Origin of the sequence: Bacillus sp. CFBP9009 (genome assembly GCF_036541465.1) — a bacterium.
GTDB lineage: Bacteria > Bacillota > Bacilli > Bacillales > DSM-1321 > Peribacillus.
Genome location: NZ_JAZHFU010000007.1, coordinates 1 through 21,619, shown reverse-complemented (window position 1 = coordinate 21,619; position 21,619 = coordinate 1). Strand labels below are relative to the sequence as shown.

Below are 21,619 nucleotides of genomic sequence, written 5' to 3'. Positions count from 1 at the left end.
TTATGAAAGTTTCAGATGATTTCCGAAATCAGCGCCCTTGCCGCCGACTGTTTACCAAGCTTCCTCGACGCAAGCATCTAGCAAGTTCCGGCTAAGCTTGTTTTTTGTTAAAATATTTTTTAAACCTACCTTTTATAATAATGATATTATTTATAAATTATCCAAGTATTATATAAAGCTGCACTTCAGTATTTATAATTAATTACTATCCATTCAATTTGATGCTTTATCTTCACAAAGATACGAAATTAATTAGGCGAAACCTTTATCAAGCACACGGAAAAGACCATGAAGGTTTATTAGTTTACTATTTGTCCAGAGTTTGTGAGACATAGAGAAAAAGCGAACTTCCCCTTAAGGAAAGTCCGCTTTTTACAAATTTTAAGAAAAGTTCACCTGTTCTTCTCATTAATTTGGTGAAACGATCATTTGGTCATCCAATCTAATATCGTCAATCGACCAAAACCAATTATTTTTAGCATTATGCATTCTCCATTGTAATTTCATAGAGGCAGCATCTTCAGGAACCCTAATCGATTTAACTTCATACTTATTCAAAACATGTCCATTTTTATTATCCGAAGCAGCTTTATTGTCATAAACGAGAACATGTTGTTTTTCCCCATTATCAAAGACAGCAGTTACTTCAGCTGTTTGCGTTCCTTCTTGTTTATAGTGGGATGCAAATCCTAGGTATAGATCTTTTGCACCATCAACTTTTACAGAAGGTGAAGTTAAAGTACTATCAAAAAAGCCTTTTGCTGCTGGTGAACCGTTATCATCCCATTCATCAGGATCCGCTACTGCTATAACTCCTTGACCAAGTTCAAATTTGTTACGCTCCTGGTCTTCTGCTTTTGTCCAAAAGTCCTTTGTTGTGAAGCTCCAACCTTGCCACTCTTCTGTACCAGCTGGCATATTCGAGCTATTTGTAACCGACCAGCCATTAGGAGCTGTATGGCTCCACCCGAGTATGGAACTTGGAATGTTTTCATTCACTGCTGGCTTTAATGCAGACTCTAATTGGTCAAAACTTTCTCCAAGCATCATGTTGACGAATACATTTATATTCTTGGAGCCAATTATTTGGCGTCCCTCGTAAGCAGTAATCTTGAATTGTGATGAACCCGAAATCTCCTTGCTAGGTGTAGCTTTTATTGGCAACATTTTTTCTTCAGTTCCTGATAGCTCATACTCAAGTTCATAGTGCTCCACACTCCAACCTTCAGGTGCATCAACTTTAATTTTCCCTTTCACACTTTCCCTTCCATAATTTTTCATCTTCACTTGGAGTGCAGTCGATTCACCTTCCGTTACTAAAGAAGGAGAAGCTTGTGCCGAGACCATTTCCAGGGCTTTTGTCTGACCATCAGCCAGTAACACCCTTTTACTGCTATTGTTAAATGAATCTAGTGCTTGTACCTTAATTTCATAATCAGTACCTGGCTTAAGTCCAGCAACAGGGAACTCTAAATTCTTTGGCACAGGATCATAATAGAATTCAGAAAATGCGGTGAAATCTGCGTCCAGCTCCCCTGTTTCCTTGTTTTTGGCTGTAATGTGATAAGAATGTACGAGTGCGTTATCTTTTGCCTGTGGAAATGTTACATTTAAACTTCTTAGTGTCGATTTTTCTTCTACAATCGAAGCCTTGTCTTTAACTGCAAAAACCGGTGGTAACTGATCTCGATCGTCTGTATATTTAAATTTATTTTTTTTAGAAGGATTCTTTATTACCCATGGTTTTCCTGTCCAATCGTCTTTATGAAAGTCACGTTTTTTAATGACAACTTCATTATTATAAACTTCTACAATCATTCCTTGACTAATGTCCCGATATCCTTCTGGATGGAACCCTTGAAGTTTGCCTGGCTCCAATTCCAAATAACTTACAGAAGACGTGCCAACTGACGTAAAGTCTTTTTGATGAATCGTTCTAGGGTCTTCGAGTGGATAATGAGAATGGCCTGAAAATGTAATAACCTGTGGATGTTTCTTTAAAGTATCATATAAAAGTTCTTTATTTTCCTGAGTTCCCCACAAGTCACTTCCATACACAGTGTCTTTAATGTGTTGATGAAGAAAAACAAAGATTGGTTGGCCCGGATTCTCTTTTTCTGCTGCAGCTAACTTTTCACCTAGCCAGTTAATTTGATTAACAGAATATAAACCATGCGTATTACCATTTTCCGGACTTAACGTAATAAAATCATATCCATTTACTTTTTTATGATAGTAAAGAGAATCCATTCCTGTTTTCTCGAGAAAACGATCTTGTGCCTTTTCAACGGAAAGTCCATTCCAATAATCATGGTTCCCCATTGTAAACATAGATTGGACATCACCTTGTTTCTTCTCATTATAAATGGAGAAGAACTTATCATATTCAGTAGCGTATCCATAGTCCGTTAAATCCCCAACGACAACAAAAGCATCCTGTCTAGGCGCAGCTTTATTTAATTGATCCATGGCTGTTCTGAACTTGTTCATATCAGCTGTTGATCCATCATCAATATGTACATCACTGATAACTGGAAAAACGAGCTCTGGTTTACGTTTATTATCTGAATTTGAAGATTCCGAGAATGCTTGGACACTTGATAAAGAAGTTGTTAATCCTACCGTTACAACTGTCAGCATTGCTACAAATTTATTTTTCCCTTTCAAAATCAATACCTCCTATTTATCGTTTAGCTAATTATGTATTTTTTTAACAGATCGACAAATATCCTCCTTGTTTATAAATTTTTATGGTGTTTACCAATTAAAATAGTAACTTTACATTATTAATAAAATATAAGACCAATGTAATTTATATATTAATAAATCCAAAAAAGGACTAAGGCCAGTATTCGTTCCATTCACTTTTTGTCTCGTTTTTGGTATTGATTTGTCTTTTCTTAATGGGAATGGGGTACTATCCCTTAACTAGGTAGTTACCCGTAAAATGGTAATATTTATACAGATGGTAAATGATTCCATAGTACATAGAAATACCAATTTTCATATGGTAAAGTCTAGAAGAAGGAAAGGAGAGAGGTTATTATAAAAAAATTATTAAATATTGTGATGGTAATAACTCTTGTCTTTGGACTGTTTTTTGCGATTGCACCGATGAATAAAGCATTTGCCTTGTCCTACGATAATACAAACCCTTATTCGACAGGTTGTGCTTCTAAAAGCCCAATCACCTATGAAACAGAATATATCTATAAAAACGGTGTGAAAATTGGATATGTGCAGCTAAAAGGAAGTGCGTATTGTCATACGGCATGGGGTTACTTAAAGTTTTATTCGTCTGCTCCTTATGATTATTATGCAAATGTTTGGGTGGACAGTTTTAATGGCACGACTAAGAGAGCATTTACAAGTTGTGCTAGTTCCGGTGGAAACGGATGGATAATGAAAGGTCAGACGTCCTGTTATACTGCACAATTATGGAATTTAGATCCGTATAATGCTTTGGCCAAAGCAGGTATTTATTCTTCAAGTGGGGCTCTAATTATTTCTGCGAACACCGGTCGTTATTAAGTTATTAATGCAAACTTCCTGTTAAAGACTTTCTCGGTGGAATGGCATTTTTGCCATCTTTCCCATTTCGCAGTTCAATGCGTGATCAATTTTCTTTGTTAACAACCCCACGAATCTTAATGGCTTTTTTCATTTCATCTCATGAATTTGGAACGAGATACGTATGCTGTTTATACGTATCTCGTTCCAATCCTGAATCAATGGTGTCCTACTTACAATTGAAGCGATCGTTTTCTTGCTTCCCACGTCACGGATTTTCATATCATGCTGTCCTCCCCACCTTGATCATTATTCTAAGTATTCATAGGTTAAATACCAATTACTTCTATAAGATATACCTATTGTAAAAACTTTCTATAAAAAGATAAACCTTTCATACAGTTTGTTTTATAAAACTATTAATGTTGAGATTACATAATCTAAAAAAGATGAATCCAGCCCTATACCGTATCCATTTTCATTGATTATTCATGTATTCTAAAAAAATTTTTCTAAATTGCCTTGCAATAGAAAGGATTCCTTGTTATATTACAGTCAATTAAATATTTTCTTACTTCATACTTTTGAAGTGAGGATAGAGGAGCAAAAACCATTAGTACACATTTTGAGGAGAATGAGATCCTATGACTATTGTGGAAAGGGGAATTTGCCGAAGCGGAAAGAATCTCATGTTCTTGAAGCTGGTTCTGCTATTGAATAAATACAGGACTGTCATATAGGAAACTATATGGAGGGCTATCTTATGCGCGGAAACATTTTTTTGATTAATATTGTTTCTACTGCAGCAGCGAATCCTCGTTGTTGCTTTTTTGCGTTTACTCCTGAATGGCCCTAACCACCTCTGAATATTTTTAAAAATTATACAAAAGGGTGTGAAGTTATGAATTTTGGCCAAGTTTTAACCGCAATGGTTACCCCGTTCAATCATAATGATGAGGTTGATTTTAATGCTACGAGAACTTTAGTAAACTATTTAATTGCTAATGGTTCTGATGGATTAGTAATAGCTGGTACAACTGGAGAGTCCCCTACATTAACAACAGAAGAGAAACTAGATTTATTCAAAATTGTTGTTGAAGTTGTTGATGGAAGAGTTCCTGTCATAGCTGGAACTGGCTCAAATAACACGAAAGCTTCTATCAACTTAACAAGGCAAGCAGAGGCAGCAGGAGTCGACGGAATAATGCTCGTTACCCCATACTATAACAAGCCGTCTCAAGAAGGATTATTTCAGCACTTTAAGGCTATTGCCCAATCAACATCTTTACCGGTAATGCTCTATAATATTCCAGGACGAAGTGTTGTAAACATGTCAGTAGAGACGATTGTTAACCTCTCAAAAATCAACAATATTGTGGCAGTAAAAGAGGCAAGTGGTGACTTAGATGCCATGGCACAAATCATAAGCAAAACAACTAGTGATTTTACTTTGTACAGCGGCGATGATGGGTTAACATTACCGGTTTTAGCCATCGGTGGAACAGGCATTGTTTCGGTTTCTTCACACATAATTGGTAATGAAATGCAAGAAATGATCAATAGCTTTAAAAATGGCGATGTTCATGGTGCTGCTTCTGCACATCGTAACCTTCTTCCAATCATGAAAGCATTATTTGCTGCACCAAGCCCATCACCGGTAAAATCAGCATTAAATATGCGTGGGTTAAATGTTGGAGGTGTCCGCTTACCATTGGTCCCTTTAAACGATGAAGAAAAATTAGCACTACAAATGGCTCTACAGCCTAGAAACGAAGAAGCTGTTTTGTTAAATAAATAAAGATAATGATTCATTCAGCTATACTTTAATACCGATTTTCTAATTAAAGACCATAATAAACGGGATAAAATTTTAAAAAGCAGTGCAACTCATAAAGAGTGCACTGCTTTTTAATCGATGCACGGCTCAGTGCTTAAACTAGTTGAGCAATCCATTTTCAAGAAAAAACATATGGTGTATACAGTAGGAATTATAAATTTCAAATTTCTATAGCAATGATTTTATCGGGATTGATCATAAGCTTGTATTTTTAGTGATGTTGATATGTAATTATTGAAAGACAGAGTGTACCTGCTCAATTTTCTTGAAGTGATAAGAATAATCTTAAATGACTGGTTCCTTAGGATCCAATCTATAATGGCTCCTTAACAAATTCAACAGAAATAAAATAATTAATAGCTTTGACGTCACATTAAATATTTAAAATTAGAGAAGGATATTTTCATGAAAGAAATATAATCGCATTTAAAGTTCAACTTAGAAATGGATTTATATTTACTAATATAACTTGATAATGAATAAATAGCCTATGTCTCTCTTTAGAAATGGCTATTTTTTTTGACAAGATTTTTTATCCAACCCTTTTATTTCATGGCCTGAATTTGCTGTTCTTCATTTTGTTCCTTGCTGCAGACTTGTATGTTTCCAAATTTAAGGACTTCATTTTTTTATTCCTTCTTCTACTTTTTCTCTCTCTCTCTTGTCTATCAAAAAACGTTCGTAAAAGTGTACTTTTACGAACGGGACTTTTCTTCCGATATAGGTAAAACAGTTGAATATTTAATTTCTCTGAGAGCTAGGCTAGTTTGAATTTTTGTGATGCCTAGTTTATTTAACTTTCTAATAAATATTTCTAATTCCTTCCGATCTTTGTTAGCCACTTTTAGAAGATAATCATACTCACCTGTTAAACAATGACACTCTAATACTTCTGACATAGAAGCTAATGCCTTTTCCAAAACTTCCAGTTCTTCAGATTGATGTATATTCGTACTAATAAAAATGAAACATAATAAATCAAAACCTAGCTTCTCCTGGTTTAAAATTGCTACTTGTGCATTAATAAATCCTTCATTTTCCAAACGTTTTATCCTTGAATGTATAGCTGGTGGAGATAATTTGACACGCTTTGCAAGCTCTGTATTGCTTAACTGTGCATCCTTTTGCAGTAAATCTAAAATTTGAATATCAACATTATCTAGAACCTTGCTTACGATAGATTCCACTTATAGTCACCCCTTTTACAAATGTTCCAAAAACGGTATCTTCTAATAGCCAAGACTTAATTTAATTCTGTATATCAGCAACATTTTTTAATATTATTTTAAGTTTCTTCTATTATACAAAATAATATATTAACTAACGAACTAAAATGTTAAAATTATTAGTAATTAATTATGAAAATTGAAATGTCATTGTGCACAATGGCTTCGATCTTTTTTCACTTAAACTGTGAAAGATGAAAAGGAGCAAAATGAAATGCAATATTATTATTTTTCGTTATTACTTTTAACAAGTTTGTTATGGGGTGGAAACTTTGTCGTTGGAAAGTCGCTTGTCGAACATGCTTCTCCGATGACGTTGACGAGTTTAAGGTGGATCATTGCTATTAGTTGTCTTTTGCCAATTGTATGGTGGAAAGAAAGAAAGATATTTCCTCCTCGAAGTGCAATCCTTCCTTTATTTTTGATGGGAATTACAGGTGTGGTTCTATTTAACCTATTACAATTTGTAGCATTAGAGAAAACTTCCGCCACTAATGTTGGGTTAATATCAACATTAAATATGATTTCAATTGCTATTTTTTCATTTTTCTTTTTAAAAGAAAGAATTAATATTCTACAAATGTTTTCTATGTTTTTTTCGCTTATTGGCGTAATACTTGTACTTTCAAAAGGAAATATTGATCTATTCCTTTCATTACGATTTAATACAGGTGATTTATATATGATGGCTGCTGTATGCGTTTGGGGAATATATTCCGTTTGTAGCAAATGGGCAATGGTAACAACAACACCCATGATGTCTACATTATATTCTGGTATATTTGGACTTATAGTTCTTCTTCCGTTTAATTTTTCTAATTTTACAGTGTCTAATATAAATACTTCTTTCATACAATCTATTTTATATACAGGCGTTATCTCAACTGTAGCATGTATGGTACTTTGGAACATTGGTGTACAAAAATTAGGTACAACAACATCTGGTATTTTTTTGAATTTCAATCCTATTTTTACTGCAATTTTAGCCTTTCTATTATTAGGTGAAAAAATGACGTGGGTACAAGGAATTGGTAGTGGTATTGTGATTATAGGTTGTTATTTGTTCTCATATTTTAAAGCGAAGGTGATTTTCAAAAAGAATTCTAGACAATCGCAGATTCAAGCATGATTTTTTTCAAAGTCTAAAAACATAATATCTCTCGTGATTAATTTTCTATATATACAAAAAAGGCCTGATCCAAGGTGGATACAGGCTTATTTGTTCAAAAACTTTCCGGATAAGGAATTAATAAAAAAGTGCTAATTTTAACATCGTACATGCTTGCGTTTAAAACCAAGCTTTCCTTTATCGACTTCTTTTTGAATACTTTTGTAAGCATTTAGAAAACTGCTTTTATTCTTGTCCCATTTGACTATTCCTATTGCCTTTGCGGTCTCGACTGCCTTTTCATGGAGTGGCAAATATGAAATCCCCAAGTGTATAGAAAATTATTCATAGCGGATTTCGTTCGTTCTGGCGAATCGTGAATTGTATTTTTCACAAGGTCAAGCATATTGGAAATCTTGCTTTCTGAAAATTCAACGTCTAGTCGATTCCCTAAAAGCACCGTCTAGCTGGAGAGCCACGGGGACCTACGATGCTATGTCCTATGCAGGCATTATTGTTGACCCAAAAGCCATGACTGAGTCGGATTATGATCGTTAGATGTATATTTTAATATGCTGTCCGATTTTGTAGTCGCTGTAACTTTATCAGAGTCAGATATTGCACAAGAAGTTGCTGATAAATGGAATTATTATTTTGCACTACCTTCTTTTTGGAGTTTTCCCCATTAATTTTGCCCTTAAGATTGGCATCAGATTATAGACAAAAGGCATTCGCATACCATGCTTTCTTGCATCAGCGAAAATACGATCACGAGCTTAATGGATAATTTTATAGGTACCTACATAGTTTGAACCAAAACAATTTCGTCAATAGTCGGAATCTCTCTTTTTAATAAAGATAAGAGAGTGTCTTCGATTGTATTGTCGATTTCACAAATCGTTATTGCAGCACCATTGATTTTGGAACGTTCATTGGCCATACGGGCTATATTGAACCCTTTTTGATATAGAATTTCCGACAATTCGGCAATAACCCCTTTTTGGTCGGAATGGCGAATAACAAGTGTTGGCCGTTCACCTGAAAATTTAAATGGATACTCATCGAATTCCTGAACCTCCACTTTACCACCGCCTAAAGAGCTGACCAAAACCTTTACAGTACGTGTGAACCCTGTCAATTCTACGAGAACGGTATTTGGATGGTAGCTTCCAAGCACCCGTTTCGTGAATTCATATTGTAAGCCATTTTCCTCAGCAATTTCCTTTGAATTTGGAATGCCATCATCCATGGTAGATAACCCGAGCACACCAGCTAAAAGAGCTAGGTCTGTTCCATGGCCTTGATAGGTTTCTGCGAAAGAGCCCATCAGCGAGAACTTTGCATATACTGGATTTTCGTTTAATAGCTGGCGGGCAATATTCCCGATCCGGACAGCCCCGGCTGTATGGGAACTCGAAGGGCCAACCATTACGGGACCGATGATTTCATACGCACTTTGGTATTTTGCCGGCCCACAGCCACTAGTTTTTTCGTTTAGAATCTGCTTCTTTAATTTTTGCCCGGTCGGAGTTCCGGCAAGACCGCCTATACCGGTTTCTCTCAACGATTCGGGCATTTGCTGTCCGACTTCATGCATCACATGGATCACTTCATCCGGTGGGATGACGGAGGCTATCCCGGCTAAAGCCATATCTGCAGCAGCTTGGGCGGTAATTGCATGTAAACCGTTGCGGATGATGCACGGGATTTCCACCAGCCCAGCAACCGGGTCACAAACCAATCCCAGTGAATTTTTCAAAGCAATTCCGACGGCATTTCCAACTTGCATTGGTGTTCCACCGGCAAGCTCTACCAGGGTGCCGGCTGCCATTGCGGTTGCTGAACCGATTTCAGCTTGGCACCCGCCGGCTGCCCCTGATATCGAAGCTTTATTGGCAACAACTAAGCCGAGGGCAGAGGCAGTGAATATTGACTGTACAATCTGCTCTCGGGTAAATTTCCCGCTGGCAAGGGCGTGAACAAGGACAGCTGGCAGGATTCCCGCTGACCCAGCTGTTGGCGTCGCCACAATCCGCCCCATTGCAGCATTTACTTCTGATACCGCGAGTGCATTTGCTGCAGCATTCAATGTTTTAGGATTGACAAAGGAATTGCCGTTTTGGGCATACTGATAAAGACGGTTTCCATCCCCACCAGTCAAACCAGTACGCGACATGACTGGACTCATTGTACCTCTGCGGACAGCCTCCTCCATTACAGTAAATTGTTCTGACATTTTTTCGATAATCGTTTTCCTGGAACAGCTTTTCTGTTGTACCTCTGTTTTGATCATCAATTCCGAAATAGTTGATTTTTCCTGCTCTGCTAGTTCAATTAACTCTTTTAAATTAGTAAAAGACATGTGATCACTCCTATAAAGAAGAAGGTTCCCACGCCGCAGGCATAAGAACCGTCCCCTTTTTCCCTTTGTTTACTTCTGTTCAAAATATTCCGCAACTACTGCTGCCATTGCTTTTGCCGCGATGATAAGGCTGTCCTCATTAATGACAAATTTAGGGTGATGGTGAGGATAAACTGGACCATTCTCCGGCTTTGCTCCAACATAAAACATACTGCCAGGAATTCTTTGCAAATAGTAAGCAAAATCCTCTGAACCAGACATTGGCGGTGTTTCCATTAACGCTTTGACTTCAGGAATTCCAGCCTTTTTAATTCCATTTACCACCAGTTCAGTCATGGCATTATCATTCACCAAAACAGGGTAATCATGCGAATATATTAAGTCATAGGTAATGTCAAATTCTTTAGCAAGCCCCGCTAGTATTCGCTTGAATTCCGTTTCCACTTTAGCACGAACTTCACTGGACATGGTTCTAACGTCTCCTTCAAGTTCCACACTGTCCTTTATGACATTAAATGATCCCTTTCCATCAAACGAGCCAATCGTTACTGTCGCCATATCAAAAGGATTGATTCGGCGACTGACAATCGTCTGGGCTGCTACAACAAAATGGCTTGCTGCGACAATGCTGTCATTGCTTGTATGCGGCATCGAACCATGTCCGCCTTTTCCTTGGATTTTCACTTTGAAATATGAGCGTCCGGCCTGCATTTCTCCAGAACGATAGTAGACTTCCCCGGTCACCGATGGGGACATAAGGTGAATACCGAAAATACTATCGACACCTTCCAAACATCCATCTTCAATCATGGCAATTGCTCCACCAGGAGGCGTTTCTTCCGCAGGCTGATGCAAGATAACGACGTTTCCTCTTAATTGGTCTTTCATTTCGATTAATGCTTCGGCTAATATCATTAAATAGGCAGTGTGTCCATCATGACCGCATGCATGCATAACACCTGGATTAACCGATTTAAAAGGTACATCTGCCTCTTCCATAATAGGCAGTCCATCAAAATCAGCACGCAGGGCAACCGTTTTACCTGCCAGTCCTCCTTCGATTTTCACTACCACTCCATATCCGCCAACATTTGTCCGTATTATTACATTTTTATCTTTATAAAAATCAGCAATATATTGGGCCGTTTTTTCTTCTTTAAAAGATAATTCAGGATGTTGATGGAGATATCTGCGTATTTCAATCATTCTTTCTTTTTTCTCTTCAAGTTTTTGCATTAATTGATCTAACATCATTTTCCCTCCTATTATTTTTCTGTTTTAACGGTAAGTAAAACTAGACCGCATATTACTACGGCTATTGCCAATGTGATAAAAACGATAGAAAACGATCCACCGGCCATGGAAATTAAAGCACCGAATGCCATTGGTGCAATAAAGCCCCCAAGCGTTCCACCCGTATTGACGATCCCAATAGATGACCCAATTACTTTCTCAGGCAAAATTTTGTGCGGCCAAGAGAAAATTCCCACAAAAATCGTGGTTAGTAAAAATGTGAGCACATATAAGAAAGCAATGGAAAGGGCCAAGGAATTTGAGAATACTAAACCAAGAAACAACAAGGATGAAAGGACTGAACATACCATTAACAGTAACTTTTCCTTGCCAGCGAAATATTTTGTCAACAATACACCTGCAAATATGGAAGCTAACGTTCCTCCAATAGCGTTCACTGCCAGGATTATCCCAACCGTACTAATGGATAGTGAAAATTTTGTCTTTAGGAAAGTTGGCAGCCATGACATATTTCCATAAAAAGCCACATTCGCCAGCAGCATGGCAACGAATAAAATAATTACATTTCGATTAGAAATCACTGACTTAAAACTAACTTGTTTCTTTTCAGTCTTCGTTTTGGCAGTTGGGTGGCTATTAGGTACCAATAAAGCAACCATAAGTAACGCTATGGCAAAAAATGTCCCCAGTGCATAGTAGGCATAGTGCCAATTTAAGTCAATCAGCCGTGCCCCGATTACAAACGCAAAAATTCCGCCAATTCCACTCGTTGACAAAATGAGCGATTGAATAAAAGTTCGTCTTGTTTTCGGGAAATTTTCGGCGATTCCTTTTGAACAGCTTGGAGGATAGCCTGCATGGCCAATACCAGCCAAAAAACGAATCAAAATAAACATCAATAAGCTTCCAGCAAGGCCAAATGCAAATGAAAATATCGTAATGAGCGAAAGCGAAAGCATTAGTACCTTTTTATATCCAATCCTATCTGCGAGCCATCCCCCAGGTATCTGCATTAATGAATAGCCCAAGAAAAATAAACTCATTATCAAACCGGTTTGACTTGTTGTTAGATGGAATTGTTCTGCAATTGGGATAATTGCAGTCGAAATCATGTTTTTGTCCATGTAAATCATGGAATAACCAGCCATTAAAGCTGTAGTCAACAAAACTCCACCGGTATTCTTTTCCTTTGATACCGAAAGTTTTGCATCGCTTTGCTTCTTAATCGTTCCTTGAGAAACAGACATAAAAGGCTACCTCCGAATTAATATTTATGTAATCGCTTTCTTGTCTTCATTATAAATTTTTTAAGTATTGAAAACATTCCAATCATTGTCGAAAACACACTCCTTCATTTGCCCTTTTTCATAACTTGGCCTAACTTAACAACAAAAAAAGACCATTAAGTTTTAACCTAATGGCCTAATTTCAAAGAGATGAATGGCATTTAACGTCAAGGTGGATTGTAATAAGAGCTCCGAGACAATGTTTTCCTCATAGATTTGCAAATCTGGATAGGCTCGCTGCTTGAGATACGTAATGATCTCTTGATCATAGATATACTGCTGATTGAGATTGAGCCAATTAAAGTAAAATGCACCGTTATTTCTATCGAGAATGTATTTGCGAATTTGATAAGTGCCAGAAGGCAGCCCTGAAATCATGATTTTCTTTTCCTTTGTTAAGGAGCTCAAAAAGAAGCTTTCGACAGAATAAGTGGGATTAACATAAGAATTGTTATATAAAGCTAATTGGTACCCTTGTTTCCCCTTCGTCAGTATAAAGTCCTCACCTTCGGCTAAAATTTCTTGCCCAATTTTTGCGATTAATTGCATGTTAAAAAACGCCGGACGTTTTATTTGATAATAATAAAGCAGGGCAATTCCATTCATTGCAATATTATCATTATTCATATTACCTTTTTCTAATGAATGGGTATCAATCCAAAATCCCAAACCGGAAATCTCTTTTATAACATCCAGCATGTCTTTAAAAATGAGAGCTGATCGAAAAAAAGTTCCACTTAAATTTACTGTATTACCGTAAAGTGTATTCCAGTTTGTCAGGTAAATTGGTTTGCCAGCCAAGCTAGCTGACGAAAGGTTTGCTTTTAATTCAATACACGATTTTTTTATATAATCTTTTACTCCCTTGAAGGAACTGTTATCCATATCGGTAAAGTCAACTTGTTCATTAGGATTGCAGCTGAAGCACACCAGATCAATTTGTTCCATTTGCTTTAAAAATTCAGTAACAGGGACTGATAATCCTTTTTCTAAGGAAAATGGCACATGAATTCCAACTTTTGCGGTGGAAGCCCTCTTTTTAACAGTTTTAAAGTATTCTTGATAAAAAGTCCGGGCTTTTTGATCCCATTCGGAGAACACCAATTCAAATTGCCACTTCCCGACAAAGTCATCGCCAAAATAACTGACGGCGTGCTGTAAAAAATCATCTAACATCCTTATATAATCGGGGCTGCTTACGACTTCCTTTTCAATCTCAACGCTAATGAACGGAATTAAACCCAGCCTTTGAAATTCGTTAAATAACGCATCAATCTTATAATATGGCCCTCCTATTTGCAAAAACGGGTCCATTGTCGTAAAAGCGGGGGATAATAGGTTCGTGAAATAGGCATATTCAAAATGGAGCTGCTCCTGAATAAGCTTTAATTCTGCTTGGACTTCTTCATTTAAGGCATATTCCAGCTGACCAATCACCAGTAATCGCTGGGCTTTATCCCGGACAAGAACAGGCTCTTCCGGCAGATTAATATGTACCGCAGAAACCCCCGATTCTTTCACCGTAACATTTTGGTCCTTTTGCGAAATATACTTGCTCAATTCAATTAAAAAGTGCGGCGAATTCACCAGAGTATATTGTTCGCTTATATTATTTACTTCCTGGAAAGGTTCTTTTTTATGAAGACCTCTATATTCGGCAGGTGTTTGATTGTACATTTCCTTAAAAGCCTTGTTAAAAGCTTTCACATTTGGAAAACCATTATTTAACGAGACTTTCATGATGGTATGATCGGTATATAACAGCTCATGAACAGCTGATTTCAAACGGATTTGTTTTACATATTGTGAAAAACTGACACCAACAGCCTGCTTGAAATAACGGGACAAATAGTATAGGGATAAATATTGCCGTTTGGCAATCTCTTCAAAAGACATTTGTTTACGATAATTTTTTTCAATAAAAGTAAGGATGTCCCTAATTCTTTCATCCTTCATTTCAATAAATCGATTCTGCCCGAGATGTGTGGTTTTGAAATTTCGGATAAGGAGTGTAACTAACTTGTAAATCAGACTGTTGATTTCAAGTTCACTTCCATCCTGCTCTTGGTAATGTGCGATTAAAATTTCAGCCAAGAGTTGACGGATCTGATCAAATAGAAGATATAGCCCATTATCCTCTTTGGATGAATGGCAGTCGAAATAACACACATGAATATCCTGATAAAGCTGCTCGATGGAATTTAGGGGAATTTGCAGCAATAGTACTACATTATCTTCATGCCCCTTAACGGTATGAACATCATTAGCATTAATTAGCAGGAGATCATTTTCCGCCAAATGCCTGGAATCTTGATTGACGATAACTTCAACTTCTCCCCGAATTACGAAAAGAATTTCTATTCCTAAATGGATATGCTGTGAGTGATGGCGAATATTTTGCAAACTGATTTGATAAGAATCTCCTATTACTGGTTCAGACATGAACATTCACCTTTTTTACTGGGATTTTACCACTGCCCATCAAGCTTTAGCAAATCATTATCATACGCTATTTTTTATGTAAATGTGATGGTAAGTAATGTTTTTAATACTATTAGTAAGGAAAAGCCGCAGCTCCCCGCTTATTGAAGTAAAGCAGTTATCAAATTAGTGAGGAGCTATAATACAGTCACAAATTAAGCACCCGTTTAGTTAATATATTAATTTTTCAAAACCAGTGCTTTGGATATTGTCTTGTTTGAAATAAGTTATTATAAATCATCGATATAAAAACTAATAATAAGGTACCTAATACAATTGAAATCAGGAATCCCCAACCAGCTTGGGAATTAATAGAAACAAGGGCACTTGCCGCTGCGGGGGGGTGAACAGTCTTTGTACAAGTCATTATAATCAATACAATAGCCAATGTTAGACCGATAATGAGCAGGCTTTTACCAAAGATGCTCCAAATGATAAGAGCCGATGTAGTAGAGATAATATGTCCTCCAATAACATTACGTGGTTGAGACAAGAGACTTTTATGCGCACCAAAAACAATAACACAGCTCGCCCCAAGAGGAGCTAATGCCATAGGATATCCTAAATGGACAGCTATAAAACTAATAATGATAATAGCAATGAGCCCACCTATAGCTGAAACAAAGGAATCCATATAATCAATTCTGTCTTTTTCTCTAGCTTCGCCCTTCATTTTCTTTAAATATGCTGTTAAACCTATGTTTTGTTGATTGCTCCAACTTTTTTCAAGACTCTTTTCGAATTCCATAATTTATGTTTTCCTCGCGTTTTCTAAGTAAGTCGACAAGTCGACAGGGTTTTTTCATATTGTTATCTTACAGGAAAACAATGAATTTTTAAATATATATCTGAATTTTCATTTTTGTTTTCCATAAAACAGTTAACAATTTCCCTTATGTCTGTGAGCATGGCGCGAGTATTCCTAGTACTTTGTTAATTCATTTAGGCTTTACCGTTATTAAAGAGTATAGATTAGTATCAAACGAAACATCATTTTGGTACATATAATCTCTCAATATCCCTTCTTTTTTGAAGCCTAAATTTGTCAGCAACTTATTGGATGCTTTATTTTCAATAAAAACAATTGCTCCAATACGCGTTAAGTCAAGCTCTTTAAAACCATAAGAAATCACCTTACGGACAGCTTCTGTTGCATAACCGGTGCCCCAATAATTTGGGAAAAGTGCATAGCTCAGTTCTGCTCTCTTATGTTCATGGAACCATTCTTGAAATCCAATCGTTCCAATAATGCCATCCTTTCCTTTCAATTCAATTCCCCATTTAATTCCGCGTTTTTCATCGAAATTCTTTGAAAAATTCCTAATGATTTGCTTCACCTGATCTGTATTTGTTAATGGAGGTTGCCCATAATATCGTAATACATCTGGATTGGAAAAACATTTTAATAAATCTAATGCATCCCCTTCAGCCAATTCTCTTAAGACCAACCGTTTTGTCTCTAATATTGGAAACATTTTTCCACTCCCTTTGCTAAAACCAGTTCTATTTCTTTCCAGAGGCACACCTCAATAACACCGTACGTACTACCTTGACATATATCAGACTTCCATTTTAAAAAAAGGTCAACCAGTATACACCGGCTAACCTTATAATTAACGCATCCCTTAGCTTTATAACAGCAGCTTGATTACTTATCCTATTTATTAGGATTTGCCGTTATGTTCCATAGTTATTACGATATTTCCCTTCTTGTGTCCTTTCTCTACATATCTATGGGCTTGAACTAATTCTTCAAACGCATAATATCTGTCAATGACCACTTTTAACTTCCCCGCTTCAACAAGTTCTTTGAGGAAGTTTAGAGCTTCGGGGGTTTCAGGTGAATTTTGACTCAATATCAGCTTCTTGCTCGTTGTCAATTTAGTCCATAGCATTCGAAGACCAGGTACCGGTACGGTGACATTTAGATAGGTTCCGTCCTTCTTCAGCGATTTCATACAATCTGAAAACGGACTCTTGTTTACCGCTTCAAAGATAACATCATAGGTCTCACCATCTCTGGAAAAATCCTCTGATGTGTAATCGATGACCTTATCGGCTCCAAGAGATTTTACCAATTCTACATTCGCGGTACTGCAAACCCCTGTAACTTTTGCTCCGAAATACTTTGCTATTTGTACTGCATAACTTCCTACACTCCCTGAAGCACCATAGACAAGAACCTTTTGGCCACTCTGAATGTTTAGCTTTTCTAAGATAAAACAATGCTGTACGTGCCCCTATTGGAATGACTGCTGCTTCCTCAAAAGATAAATTATTAGGTTTAATGGAAACGGGCCCGTCTTCAGGCAAGCACTTATACTCGGCATAAGCACCATACCCCACTTGGGAAGCTGCAAAAACCTGGTCACCTGCTTTAAACAACTTGACATCTTTGCCTACTGACTCAACTTCCCCAGATAACTCCAAGCCCAATATGGATTTCTTGGGACGTCTTATTCCCATTATTATCCGGGCAGGCAGCCAAACAGAGAGGGGAACTGAAAAGCTCCGTGATCGAATATCCCCCATTGTTACCGTTGTCGCTCTTACTTTGACCAGTATTTCATTCTCCTTAGGAGCAGGTTTTTCTACCTCTTTCAGATGAAGAACGTCGGGGGGACCGTACTTGGTGTACACGATTGCTTTCATTAATCCACCTCTCCAATTCGTTATATTCACTTAATATCTACGAATCTTCAATAACTGTACTTGAACTATCCTGCTCTATTCGTTGAATAAAGAATAACCGAATACCAAATTACGGAAATAAAAATTGCATTATTCCAGATCCTATCCAAAAAGCGATCAACTTTTGAATAATCCCTTTAAACGCGTTTACATTAGCTTACTCGCCTTCATTTATCTTCATGCCTCTAATAAAAACTCAACCACCTTAGGACGCATAAACTCAAGTATTCCTTCCTATCATCCGCAGGTATATCATCTTTTTTCGTTTCACCGACAAGAGGATGCAATAATAGTCCATCAACGGTTTCCAATGCTGTTTTTTGCAAGTATTCATTCACGGTCTCTTTTTTAAAAAAACTAAATAACGGCAAATGTTTCTCCTATTTCTCGATTATTTCATTAAGTGGATTCCTAAGTTGTATATGGTTATGTTTGTTACCCTTTTTAATGTCATTTTTTGAAATTATACGAAATCATTATTGATTGAACTCCTTTCAATTCTATTAAAAAAGCTACATATCCTCAATGAAAGGACATGTAGCTTTTGATCACCATTATTTTTGGAATTGTAATTGATGCAGATTGGCAAAAATGCCCCCCTGCTTAAGTAAGTCATCGTGACCGCCCTCTTCAGCAATTCCTTCTTCCGTAACAACCACGATCTTGTCAGCGTTTCGAATGGTTGCCAATCGGTGTGCGATGATTAACGTAGTTCTGTTTTCAGCTAGTTCTGTAAGAGCCTGCTGAATTATTCTTTCCGTCTCAGTATCGAGTGCAGAGGTTGCCTCATCGAGAATTAATATTGGTGGATTCTTCAAAAACATCCTTGCTATTGCAATTCGTTGTTTTTGTCCTCCGGATAATTTCAAGCCGCGTTCACCTATTTGAGTCTCATAGCCTTCTGGAAGTCCTTCAATGAAAGTCTCTAAATGGGCTTTCCTAGCGGCTTCTTGAATTTGTTCATCCGATGCCTCAAGCATTCCGTACGCAATGTTCTCTTTTACAGTTCCTGTGAAAAGAAACACGTCTTGCTGGACAATGCCAATTTGTGAGCGCAATGATTTTTTCGTCATCTCACGAATATCAATTCCATCAATGGATATTGAACCGGCATTAACATCATAAAATCTTGGGATCAATGAACATATTGTCGTTTTCCCAGCTCCTGAAGGACCGACAAAAGCAATGGTCTCACCAGCTTTGATTGTAAGATCAATACCTTTTAAAACTGGCTTTTTGTCTTCATAGTTAAAAGAAACGTTTTTAAAGGAAATATCCCCTAAAAGGGTGGTTACCGCTATTGCATCCTTTTTATCGACGACATCAGGCGCGACATCCAGAAGTTCCGTAAAACGCTTAAAGCCGGCCATCCCTTTTGGATAGAGTTCCATCAATGCACTGATTTTGTCGATCGGCTTAAACAATACGTTAACATATAAGACGAATGCAACCAGTTCACCATAAGAGAGCTGCCCATGAAAAGTTAGCCAAGCTCCAATCACCAACACGGCAAGGGTCATAAACCTCGTCATCATGTAAATGCCTGATAAGCTAAAGGACATAACCTTATATCCAAGAAGTTTCGCTTTACGGAATCTGCGATTATTAGTAGCAAATCTTTTCATTTCATATGTTTCATTAGTAAAGGATTGGACAACCCTCACTCCTGAGACGCTATCTTCCACACGGGCATTTACATCTGCAACTTCTGTATACATTTTCTTCCAGGCTTTATTCATCTTTAAATTACTTATGACAATTAATAAAACGAGGAACGGTAAAATACAAACCGATACGAGTGCCAATTTCACATTGATTGTCAACATAATCCAAAATGCGCCTATAAAAGTCATGAAGGCAATGAATAAATCCTCGGGACCATGGTGAGCAAGTTCACCAATATCGAAAAGATCATTGGTTATGCGGCTCATGATATGGCCGGTTTTCGTGTTATCAAAAAAACGAAAAGATTGTTTCTGCACATGCTCAAATAATTCTTCACGCATATCAGTCTCGATATTGATACCCAATTTGTGACCCCAATACCCTACGATGAACTGTAAGAAGGTACTGATGATATAAAGTAGGAACAAACCGGCACTTACCGAAACAATTGCAGACCAGTCTTCGCCAGGCAGCAATGTATCTATAAACCACTGAACAGCTAGCGGAAATGCTAGTTCAAGTACAGCCACGACCACTGCACTGAAGAAATCAATAATGAATAACCGCTTATGCGGCAGGTAATATGAAGCAAAACGTCGAATCATCAAATTTTTCTCCTTTTTTACATATATTAAGGAGTATAATTCCATATTCAATATTCAGCAAGCATTTCAGAACCCCCATGTTCATATTGTGGTAAAATCATCCATATAAACCAGCCCAACCCGGCTCATGCAATCTATTAAATTAAGGAGTGAATCCAGTGTGAAAAAATAACCATTCTAAATATTCATTAACTTTATTTTTTATAAAAGGATGGTATTCATGAAAAACACTTCGTTTCGATGCCTTTGGATCGGTCAGGCGTTTGCAAATCTAGGGGATATATTTTATGTAGTCGGGTTGATTTCACTATTATATACCTTGACGGGATCTGCATTATATTTGAGTTTGCTTCCGTTCACTACAACGATTTTTCGGTTTATCAGCAGTATATTTGCCCCCCTTGTCATCGACAGGTTTCCTTTGAAAAGAATCCTAGTGCAATCTCAATGGTGGAAAACTATCTTACTCGTTTGCCTAGGAATCTATATAACAAGTTTTAATCATGGTTTTTCTGTTGCCGTCATTTTCTTCATTGCCTTGATTTCAATATTGGATGGAGTCGCTGCCCCGGTCAGCGCAGCTTTGGTTCCTCAATTAGTACCAAAAGAAGAACGGATGAAAGCGAATGGTTTCTTGAATGTGATCACCCAGACCATCTTTGTAGCAGGATGGCCACTAGGTTCCGTCTTATTGATAAGTACCAACAGCAGTTTCATTATTTGGCTTACGGTCTTGCTTTTTGCCGTTTCAACGATCTATACAGTGAGAATCGAAGTCTCAGAACAAACGACGGAATCTGTTGCTCCGTCAAACTGGGGTTCGATTAAATCCGGCTGGGTTGCGATTCGCCAAATCCCAACTATCCGTACCCTTATTTCCATTGATTTTATAACTACTTTAGCTTCAAGTGTGTGGGTGGCTGCCGTTATCTATATATATGTAGAACAGAACCTGCAACTGGGTGAGGAGTGGTGGGGATACATTAACACAAGCTACTTTGTCGGCATGATTTTCAGTGGATTGATCGTCATCCGTTTTGCCAAGTTACTAGAAAAATATATTGGATTCTTCATCACTTTCGGGCTATTTCTCAGTTCACTGCTGATCCTGCTTTTTGGAACTACCAGTATTCCTGCGTTGGCTTTGCTGCTGGCATGCCTGTACGGTCTCCCAGAACAAATCCGGGAAGTGATCTACACCAAGCTATTCCAAGACCATGCTTCGGAAAAGACTCTTGCAAAAATTTATGCCGTTTGGGGAGCGGTCATCAATCTTACATTTGCCGGCTCTGTCTTACTATTAGGGTATATAACGGAAACATACAGTGTCAAAACAACGTTCCAATTTTCTTCCACCCTAATATTCCTTGCCTTTCTTTATGCAACTTATAAAAGGAACGACTTACAAGGGAAAAAATATGATCAATCACTGTCAAGTCAGTCATCTAATATTCCTCGATGATGCATTTCTTTCGATTCACCATAAAAAAGGAGCCTTGGTTTTTGAACTGCACCCCAATTGTTAGACAACATCTAACAATTGGAGGTGCAGTTTTTTTGACTAAATATACGATAGACGAAAAATCAAATGCAG

The 21,619-nt window shown here is 37.4% G+C and carries 14 protein-coding genes, 4 pseudogenes and 1 riboswitch; of the genes and pseudogenes, 5 read left to right on the top strand and 13 right to left on the bottom strand.

Going from position 1 to position 21,619, the window contains the following annotated elements; genetic code table 11:
* Positions 1-408 precede the first annotated feature (408 nt).
* Positions 409-2,667: a metallophosphoesterase gene (locus V3595_RS17485; RefSeq protein ID WP_485908550.1), complete on the bottom strand. Its 2,259-nt coding sequence runs from the start codon at positions 2,665-2,667 to the stop codon at positions 409-411.
* A 402-nt stretch (positions 2,668-3,069) separates the two neighbouring features.
* Between V3595_RS17485 and V3595_RS17480 the strand changes: the two genes are divergently transcribed.
* Positions 3,070-3,531, top strand: a complete 462-nt coding sequence (locus tag V3595_RS17480) for a DUF2690 domain-containing protein (RefSeq protein ID WP_485908549.1) — start codon at positions 3,070-3,072, stop codon at positions 3,529-3,531.
* Between the two features lie 129 nt (positions 3,532-3,660).
* On the opposite strand, the gene V3595_RS17475 is transcribed toward V3595_RS17480, so the two are convergent.
* Positions 3,661-3,792 (bottom strand): hypothetical protein, encoded by a 132-nt coding sequence (locus V3595_RS17475; protein ID WP_485908548.1) that lies wholly within the window; start codon positions 3,790-3,792, stop codon positions 3,661-3,663.
* Positions 3,793-4,098: 306 nt separating this feature from the next.
* Positions 4,099-4,277: riboswitch (Lysine riboswitch) on the top strand.
* 134 nt (positions 4,278-4,411) lie between these two features.
* Here V3595_RS17475 and dapA point away from each other — a divergent pair.
* On the top strand, positions 4,412-5,308 hold the full coding sequence (gene dapA, locus V3595_RS17470) for a 4-hydroxy-tetrahydrodipicolinate synthase (RefSeq protein WP_485908547.1): 897 nt from the start codon (positions 4,412-4,414) through the stop codon (positions 5,306-5,308).
* Positions 5,309-6,042: 734 nt separating this feature from the next.
* Here dapA and V3595_RS17465 read toward each other — a convergent pair.
* Positions 6,043-6,534 (bottom strand): Lrp/AsnC family transcriptional regulator, encoded by a 492-nt coding sequence (locus V3595_RS17465; RefSeq protein WP_485908546.1) that lies wholly within the window; start codon positions 6,532-6,534, stop codon positions 6,043-6,045.
* Between the two features lie 253 nt (positions 6,535-6,787).
* Here V3595_RS17465 and V3595_RS17460 point away from each other — a divergent pair, with 253 nt between their 5' ends.
* Positions 6,788-7,702: a DMT family transporter gene (locus V3595_RS17460; RefSeq protein ID WP_485908658.1), complete on the top strand. Its 915-nt coding sequence runs from the start codon at positions 6,788-6,790 to the stop codon at positions 7,700-7,702.
* 137 nt (positions 7,703-7,839) lie between these two features.
* On the opposite strand, the pseudogene V3595_RS17455 reads toward V3595_RS17460, so the two are convergent.
* Positions 7,840-8,138: pseudogene (locus V3595_RS17455) on the bottom strand (DNA alkylation repair protein); the annotation flags it as partial.
* Positions 8,139-8,176: 38 nt separating this feature from the next.
* On the opposite strand from V3595_RS17455, the pseudogene V3595_RS17450 reads away from it, so the two are divergent.
* Positions 8,177-8,325, top strand: a pseudogene (locus V3595_RS17450) (DNA alkylation repair protein); the annotation flags it as partial.
* Positions 8,326-8,480: 155 nt separating this feature from the next.
* Here the strand turns inward: V3595_RS17450 and sdaAA are convergent.
* The 9 genes and pseudogenes from sdaAA to V3595_RS17405 form a co-directional block, all read right to left on the bottom strand.
* Positions 8,481-10,043 (bottom strand): L-serine ammonia-lyase, iron-sulfur-dependent, subunit alpha, encoded by a 1,563-nt coding sequence (sdaAA, locus tag V3595_RS17445; RefSeq protein ID WP_485908545.1) that lies wholly within the window; start codon positions 10,041-10,043, stop codon positions 8,481-8,483.
* Between the two features lie 69 nt (positions 10,044-10,112).
* Positions 10,113-11,294 (bottom strand): amidohydrolase, encoded by a 1,182-nt coding sequence (locus V3595_RS17440; RefSeq protein WP_485908544.1) that lies wholly within the window; start codon positions 11,292-11,294, stop codon positions 10,113-10,115.
* A gap of 14 nt (positions 11,295-11,308) precedes the next feature.
* Positions 11,309-12,544 (bottom strand): MFS transporter, encoded by a 1,236-nt coding sequence (locus tag V3595_RS17435; protein ID WP_485908543.1) that lies wholly within the window; start codon positions 12,542-12,544, stop codon positions 11,309-11,311.
* A gap of 162 nt (positions 12,545-12,706) precedes the next feature.
* Positions 12,707-15,025, bottom strand: coding sequence for a helix-turn-helix domain-containing protein (locus V3595_RS17430; protein WP_485908542.1), 2,319 nt, complete (start codon positions 15,023-15,025; stop codon positions 12,707-12,709).
* Between the two features lie 226 nt (positions 15,026-15,251).
* Entirely contained in the window at positions 15,252-15,812 is a 561-nt protein-coding gene (locus tag V3595_RS17425; RefSeq protein ID WP_485908541.1) for an HPP family protein, read from the bottom strand.
* Positions 15,813-16,002: 190 nt separating this feature from the next.
* Positions 16,003-16,539 carry a GNAT family N-acetyltransferase gene (locus tag V3595_RS17420; RefSeq protein WP_485908540.1) on the bottom strand — a complete coding sequence of 179 codons (537 nt, stop codon included), beginning with the start codon at positions 16,537-16,539 and terminating at the stop codon, positions 16,003-16,005.
* Between the two features lie 189 nt (positions 16,540-16,728).
* Positions 16,729-17,716, bottom strand: a pseudogene (locus V3595_RS17415) (NAD(P)-dependent alcohol dehydrogenase).
* Positions 17,717-17,982: 266 nt separating this feature from the next.
* Positions 17,983-18,090, bottom strand: a pseudogene (locus tag V3595_RS17410) (hypothetical protein); the annotation flags it as partial.
* A 219-nt stretch (positions 18,091-18,309) separates the two neighbouring features.
* A complete protein-coding gene (locus tag V3595_RS17405) occupies positions 18,310-20,025 on the bottom strand; it encodes an ABC transporter ATP-binding protein (protein ID WP_485908539.1) in 1,716 nt (571 codons plus the stop codon).
* A gap of 220 nt (positions 20,026-20,245) precedes the next feature.
* On the opposite strand from V3595_RS17405, the gene V3595_RS17400 reads away from it, so the two are divergent.
* A complete protein-coding gene (locus tag V3595_RS17400; protein ID WP_485908538.1) occupies positions 20,246-21,487 on the top strand; it encodes an MFS transporter in 1,242 nt (413 codons plus the stop codon).
* Positions 21,488-21,619 lie beyond the last annotated feature (132 nt).